This window comes from Kocuria coralli (assembly GCF_008831305.1).
Classification (GTDB): domain Bacteria; phylum Actinomycetota; class Actinomycetes; order Actinomycetales; family Micrococcaceae; genus Kocuria; species Kocuria coralli.
The window spans coordinates 1-5,289 of record NZ_ML708642.1 but is presented as its reverse complement, the minus strand read 5'-3'; the positions used below and the strand labels follow the sequence as shown (position 1 = coordinate 5,289).

The 5,289-nt window shown below is 55.9% G+C and carries 3 rRNA genes; all 3 read right to left on the bottom strand.

The features are described 5' to 3' along the window. Positions 1–17 precede the first annotated feature (17 nt). Positions 18–134: ribosomal RNA gene (gene rrf / locus FCK90_RS15130) — 5S ribosomal RNA — on the bottom strand. 215 nt (positions 135–349) lie between these two features. Beyond that, a 23S ribosomal RNA gene (locus FCK90_RS15125) occupies positions 350–3,494 on the bottom strand. A 588-nt stretch (positions 3,495–4,082) separates the two neighbouring features. Then, a 16S ribosomal RNA gene (locus tag FCK90_RS15120) occupies positions 4,083–5,289 on the bottom strand; the annotation flags it as partial.

The following is a 5,289-nucleotide window of genomic DNA, read 5'->3' as shown; positions in this document are numbered from 1 at the left end:
TCACGGTGTGGTGTGGTGTGCGGCGGTGTCTTACTCTCCCACACCCTTGAGGGTGCAGTACCATCAGCGCTATGGGCCTTAGCTTCCGGGTTCGGGATGGGACCGGGCGTTTCCCCCATGCTATGACCACCGCACCACCACAACCACACACCAGGCTCTTTGAACAAGCCTTGTCAAGATTGTGTGTTGTGGTGGATCACCGAACCAGGTGGGTTACCCCACCCGTGTCGTGTGATCGGTTCACAGTACTCGGTATTCTTTTATGAAACTTGTTTGTGGTCTTACCAGTGTGTTACCGGTGTGTTGTTCGGGGACCGTATAGTGGACGCGCACATACTCATGTTTTCGTGTGTGTAGATCTTCGGTGTATTAGTACCAGTCAGCTTCACAACTCGTTAGTCGCTGCTTCCACGTCTGGCCTATCAACCCAGTCATCTCCTGGGCACCTTCACCAACACGAGTGTTGGATGGAAATCTCATCTCGAAGCAAGCTTCCCGCTTAGATGCTTTCAGCGGTTATCTCTCCCGAACGTAGCCAATCAGCGGTGCTCCTGGCGGAACAACTGACACACCAGAGGTTCGTCCGTCCCGGTCCTCTCGTACTAAGGACAGACCTTCTCAAATTTCCAACGCGCGCAGCGGATAGGGACCGAACTGTCTCACGACGTTCTGAACCCAGCTCGCGTGCCGCTTTAATGGGCGAACAGCCCAACCCTTGGGACCAACTCCAGCCCCAGGATGCGACGAGCCGACATCGAGGTGCCAAACCATGCCGTCGATATGGACTCTTGGGCAAGATCAGCCTGTTATCCCCGAGGTACCTTTTATCCGTTGAGCGACGGCCATTCCACAATGTACCGCCGGATCACTAGTCCCGACTTTCGTCCCTGCTCGAGCCGTCACTCTCACAGTCAAGCTCCCTTGTGCACTTACACTCAACACCTGATTGCCAACCAGGCTGAGGGAACCTTTGGGCGCCTCCGTTACTCTTTAGGAGGCAACCGCCCCAGTTAAACTACCCATCAGGCACTGTCCCTGACCCGGATCACGGGCCGAAGTTAGACATCCAGAGCGACCAGAGTGGTATTTCAACAACGACTCCACCATCACTAGCGTGACAGTCTCACAGTCTCCCACCTATCCTACACAAGCCGCACCAAACACCAATACCAAACTATAGTAAAGGTCACGGGGTCTTTCCGTCCTGCTGCGCGTAACGAGCATCTTTACTCGTAGTGCAATTTCGCCGAGTTCATGGTTGAGACAGTAGGGAAGTCGTTACTCCATTCGTGCAGGTCGGAACTTACCCGACAAGGAATTTCGCTACCTTAGGATGGTTATAGTTACCACCGCCGTTTACTGGGGCTTAAATTCTCCGCTTCAACCCCGAAGGGTTTAACAGGTCCTCTTAACCTTCCAGCACCGGGCAGGAGTCAGTCCGTATACATCGTCTTACGACTTCGCACGGACCTGTGTTTTTGATAAACAGTCGCTTCCCCCTGGTCTCTGCGACCCTTACCCCCTCACCACAGCACGTGCAGTTCAGGGTCCGGGCCCCCCTTCTCCCGAAGTTACGGGGGCATTTTGCCGAGTTCCTTAACCATGATTCTCTCGAACGCCTTAGTATTCTCTACCTGATCACCTGTGTCGGTTTAGGGTACGGGCGGCTAGAACCTCACGTCGATGCTTTTCTCGGCAGCATAGGATCACCGAATCCCCCACCAAAGGGGTCCCATCACGTCTCAGACACACACAGAGCGCATTTAACAACCCTGAGTCCTACACGCTTAGACCAGGACAACCATCGCCTGGCTCGGCTACCTTCCTGCGTCACACCTGTTAACACGCTTACCTCCCTGGATCAGGTCCCACACCACCCACCACAACACCACACACCCCCCGAAAGGGATGACACGGTGAAACGGGCAGGCTCGGTGGTTAGTATCCCCAGCTCAGTATGGGCGGTTCTTCGCCGGTACGGGAATATCAACCCGTTATCCATCGACTACGCCTGTCGGCCTCGCCTTAGGTCCCGACTCACCCAGGGCAGATTAGCTTGACCCTGGAACCCTTGATCATCCGGCGGACGGGTTTCTCACCCGTCATTCGCTACTCATGCCTGCATTCTCACTCGAACGGGTTCCACCGCTGGGTCACCCCGCGACTTCACCACCCGCTCGACGCTCCCCTACCCAACACACACCCATTACAGGAACATTGTGTATTGCCACGACTTCGGCGGTGTACTTGAGCCCCGCTACATTATCGGCGCGGAATCACTTGACCAGTGAGCTATTACGCACTCTTTCAAGGGTGGCTGCTTCTAAGCCAACCTCCTGGTTGTCTAAGCAACTCCACATCCTTTCCCACTTAGCACACGCTTAGGGGCCTTAGTCGGTGGTCTGGGCTGTTTCCCTCTCGACCATGAAGCTTATCCCCCACGGTCTCACTGCCACGCTCTCACTTCACCGGCATTCGGAGTTTGGTTGACGTCAGTAACCTGATAGGGCCCATCAGCCATCCAGTAGCTCTACCTCCGGGAAGAAACACGCAACGCTGCACCTAAATGCATTTCGGGGAGAACCAGCTATCACGAAGTTTGATTGGCCTTTCACCCCTACCCACAGCTCATCCCCTCCATTTTCAACTGAAGTGGGTTCGGTCCTCCACACGCTCTTACACGCGCTTCAACCTGGCCATGGGTAGATCACTTCGCTTCGGGTCTAGATCACGCCACTCAACCGCCCTATTCAGACTCGCTTTCGCTACGACTACCCCACACGGGTTAACCTCGCGACATGACACTAACTCGCAGGCTCATTCTTCAAAAGGCACGCCATCACCCCACCACCCCCAAAGGAGGCACAAGGCTCTGACGGCTTGTAAGCACATGGTTTCAGGTACTCTTTCACTCCCCTCCCGGGGTACTTTTCACCTTTCCCTCACGGTACTAGTCCGCTATCGGTCATCAGGTAGTATTCAGGCTTACCAGGTGGTCCTGGCAGATTCACACGAGATTCCACGAGCCCCGTGCTACTCGGGACAACGCCACACGCGGCGGACAGCAGTTTCGTCTACGGGACTCACACCCTCTACGGCACACCACTCAACAATGCTTCGACTACCACCCCGCACTCACGCACCCCCACCGGCAGACGGAGGAACAACGCATCCCACAACCCCGCTGATGCAACCCCTGCCGGGTATCACACACCAACGGTTTAGCCCCATCCGCTTTCGCTCGCCACTACTCACGGAATCACTCTTGTTTTCTCTTCCTACGGGTACTGAGATGTTTCACTTCCCCGCGTTCCCCCTTGCACCCTATGAATTCAGATACAAGTCACTACCCACACAGGCAGCGGGGTTTCCCCATTCGGACATCCTCGGATCACAGCCCGTTTATCAACTCCCCGAGGCTTATCGCAGATTACCACGTCCTTCATCGGCTCCTGATGCCAAGGCATCCACCATGCGCCCTTAACAATCTACAGACACAAAAAACACCACCCACACCAAACGATGCGGGCGGTAACGTTCTCAAAATCACCCCCAGCAACCACACACAACACACAGCCGCATGCAGTCACTTAGGAGAGCAATCACATAAAGAACAAGATGCTCGCGTCCACTATACAGTTCTCAAACAACACACCCACCAACCCCACCACCCAAGCAAAAACCCAGGCGTAAAGACCAGCAGACCAACCAAGAACAACACCAACCCCCCACACACCCACCACCCCACCAAGCAAAACCCAGCAGAACAATCAGCGTCCCCGACCACAGACGATCACCATCAGATCACATCAGATCCAGATCACATCAGATCGAGCGAGGGGGTCCTGTTATCCCAGGACCCAACAGTGTTCCCCACCCACCAGGACACCACCACAAACGGTCGCACCCCAGCACGCAGCACCACCAACCCACACCCCCACCCCACAAAGGAGGAGGACGCTTGATATTGATGATGGTTTGTTGATATTCCACCCATGAACACACACCACGCACCCCCACCCCTGCTCATCAAGGGTCGAGGCGGGTCGCCACACGGCGACACGGATGTCGATGCTCCTTAGAAAGGAGGTGATCCAGCCGCACCTTCCGGTACGGCTACCTTGTTACGACTTAGTCCCAATCGCCAGTCCCACCTTCGACGGCTCCCCCCACAAGGGTTAGGCCACCGGCTTCGGGTGTTACCAACTTTCGTGACTTGACGGGCGGTGTGTACAAGGCCCGGGAACGTATTCACCGCAGCGTTGCTGATCTGCGATTACTAGCGACTCCGACTTCACGTGGTCGAGTTGCAGACCACGATCCGAACTGAGACCGGCTTTTTGGGATTAGCTCCACCTCACAGTATCGCAACCCTTTGTACCGGCCATTGTAGCATGCGTGAAGCCCAAGACATAAGGGGCATGATGATTTGACGTCATCCCCACCTTCCTCCGAGTTGACCCCGGCAGTCTCCCATGAGTCCCCACCACCCCCGAAGGAGCGTGCTGGCAACATGGAACGAGGGTTGCGCTCGTTGCGGGACTTAACCCAACATCTCACGACACGAGCTGACGACAACCATGCACCACCTGTACACCAACCCACAAGGGGAAACCCCATCTCTGAGGCGATCTAGTGCATGTCAAGCCTTGGTAAGGTTCTTCGCGTTGCATCGAATTAATCCGCATGCTCCGCCGCTTGTGCGGGCCCCCGTCAATTCCTTTGAGTTTTAGCCTTGCGGCCGTACTCCCCAGGCGGGGCACTTAATGCGTTAGCTACGGCGCGGAGAACGTGGAATGCCCCCCACACCTAGTGCCCAACGTTTACGGCATGGACTACCAGGGTATCTAATCCTGTTCGCTCCCCATGCTTTCGCTCCTCAGCGTCAGTAACAGCCCAGAGACCTGCCTTCGCCATCGGTGTTCCTCCTGATATCTGCGCATTTCACCGCTACACCAGGAATTCCAGTCTCCCCTACTGCACTCCAGTCTGCCCGTACCCACTGCACACCCGGAGTTAAGCCCCGGGCTTTCACAGCAGACGCGACAAACCGCCTACGAGCTCTTTACGCCCAATAATTCCGGACAACGCTTGCGCCCTACGTATTACCGCGGCTGCTGGCACGTAGTTAGCCGGCGCTTCTTCTACAGGTACCGTCACAAAAGCTTCTTCCCTGCTGAAAGAGGTTTACAACCCGAAGGCCGTCATCCCTCACGCGGCGTCGCTGCATCAGGCTTGCGCCCATTGTGCAATATTCCCCACTGCTGCCTCCCGTAGGAGTCTGGGCCG